We start from the raw sequence: 1,926 nt of genomic DNA on the forward strand, positions 1-1,926 counted from the left end.
GGGGCGGGCCCCCCCCTTCCCTCCGCCCCCCGGGGGGGGGCGCCCGCCCCGACCCCCGGGGGGCCGCCCCGCCCGTCGGACACCAGGGCGGCCCCGCCCCAGTAGCGGCGGGTGAACTCCGGCTCGATCAGCGCCCGCCAGAGCCGCTCCGGCGTGGTCCGGATGTAGGTGGTGTAGACGAATGTCGGGTTGTCCATGGGCTCCCGCTCCAATGCTGTCTGCAGGTCGGCGAGGGCGTGCGCCCGCTCTCGGTGGTACCGGCCGATCCAGCGGTCGGCGACGGCGTTGATCGGGGCGGCGTTGAGGTGGTGCAGCTTTTCCCGGCCCCGCCGCGTGGTGGTCACCAGCCCGGCCGCCTCCAGCACCGCCAGGTGCTTGCTCACCGACTGCCGGGTCATGTCCAGCCCGGCGCAGAGTTCGCGCAGGCTCTGTCCGTTGCGGACGTTGAGGCTGTCGAGCAGCCGTCGCCGGCTGGCGTCGGCCAGTGCCCGGAACACCTCGTCCATCGCTTACCGCCCTCGTGACAGGCAGCCATCTGGTTGCCTGTGTCCAGGATAGGCAACCAGATGGCTGCATGTCTACCTCGAATCAGGGCTAGCCTCCTAGGACGCTGTAGGGGGCGTGACGCCCCCGCCTACGGTGAAGGGTGGCGCTCGGGGGAGGGATTGTGCGGGCTGACGATCGGCACCCGCAGTCGGACGACGAGTCCGCCGGCGACGTCGGGATGCCGGACCGGGTCCGGCTCACCCTGCGGGACCGGCTCATCCTGGCGTTGCTGGCCTGCGTCGTCGCCGCCGCGATCGGCGTCGTGGTCGCCTGGGCCACCGGGGATACCAGCGGCATCGTGGCGGACAAGCGCGAGGTCCAGATCACCGAGTGCGGGGGCGGCTGCCGGCTGAAGACCTGCCACCAGGTCACCTACGTCACCGACGCACGCTGTGCCTGCCGAAGGGCCGGTACGACCGGATCAACCTCGGCGACCGCATCTCCGGATGAGACCCCGTTCTTCTCGCCTTTCCCGGGTGGCCGATCGGCCAGGTGACCCGCCGTTCTTTCGGTGCACCGACCGTCGATGAACATTGACCGGTAGTCGACTGAGACATCGGTCACCGCACCGATCAGAAATGCCTGGAGAGCTGCCCTGAGCAGGGGTTGTGCCCGCCCGACACCGATCCGCCGACACCGCCGGAAAGCGCGGGGACCGCTGACCGGAAATTCGCTGTCGGCTAGCCGTCCGGCAATTCTCTTCTCCTGCCGTGAGGTTCTGCGGCTGAATGTGGACATCCTTTTTTGATGAAACGGAGTCAACCGTGTCCACCACGAATGAGACCGGGCAGGCGATCGTCCTCGGCGGCAGCATCGGTGGCCTGCTGGCCGCGCGGGTGTTGAGCGAGTCGTACGCGACGGTGACCGTCTTCGACCGGGACGAGCTGCCGGCGGCGGCCGCCGACCGGAAGGGCGTGCCGCAGAGCGAGCACTCCCACGGCCTGCTCGCCCGGGGCCGGCAGATCCTCGAGGAGCTCTTTCCCGGCCTGACCGCGGACCTGGCCGCTCAGGGAGCCGTTCCCGTCGACATCCAGCAGGACTGCCTCTGGGTCAACGACGGCCACCGGATCCCCCGGGTCGCCTCCGGTCTCGACGGGCTCTGCGTCAGCCGGCGTGCCCTGGAGGCGTACGTCCGGGGTCGGGTCCGCGCCCTGCCCAACGTGGTGGTCCGGGACAGCTGCGAGGCGGTGGGGCTGATCGCCGACGCCGACGGCGGCCGGGTCACCGGCGCGCGGATCCTGCCCCACGGCGGCCGGGAGGAGCGTCACGGCGCCGACCTGGTCGTGGACGCCACCGGCCGGGGCAACCGCGGCCCCACCTGGCTCGCCGAGCTGGGCTACCAGCCGCCCGTCGAGGACCGGGTCAATCCCCGCACGGTGT

3 protein-coding genes are annotated in these 1,926 nt (G+C 71.2%); 2 read left to right on the plus strand and 1 reads right to left on the minus strand.

From position 1 onward, the window contains the following. On the minus strand, positions 1-506 hold a 506-nt coding region (locus ONA70_RS36055), incomplete at its 3' end, for an ArsR/SmtB family transcription factor (protein WP_265010950.1). 161 nt (positions 507-667) lie between these two features. Between ONA70_RS36055 and ONA70_RS36060 the strand changes: the two genes are divergently transcribed. Together ONA70_RS36060 and ONA70_RS36065 are read left to right on the plus strand one after the other, a co-directional pair. Beyond that, positions 668-1,042: a hypothetical protein gene (locus tag ONA70_RS36060; protein ID WP_265010951.1), complete on the plus strand. Its 375-nt coding sequence runs from the start codon at positions 668-670 to the stop codon at positions 1,040-1,042. 268 nt (positions 1,043-1,310) lie between these two features. After that, positions 1,311-1,926 (plus strand): FAD-dependent oxidoreductase (locus tag ONA70_RS36065; protein WP_265010952.1); only part of this gene is annotated, 616 nt, incomplete at its 3' end.

The organism is Micromonospora yasonensis (assembly GCF_026013475.1).
Taxonomy (GTDB): domain Bacteria; phylum Actinomycetota; class Actinomycetes; order Mycobacteriales; family Micromonosporaceae; genus Micromonospora; species Micromonospora yasonensis.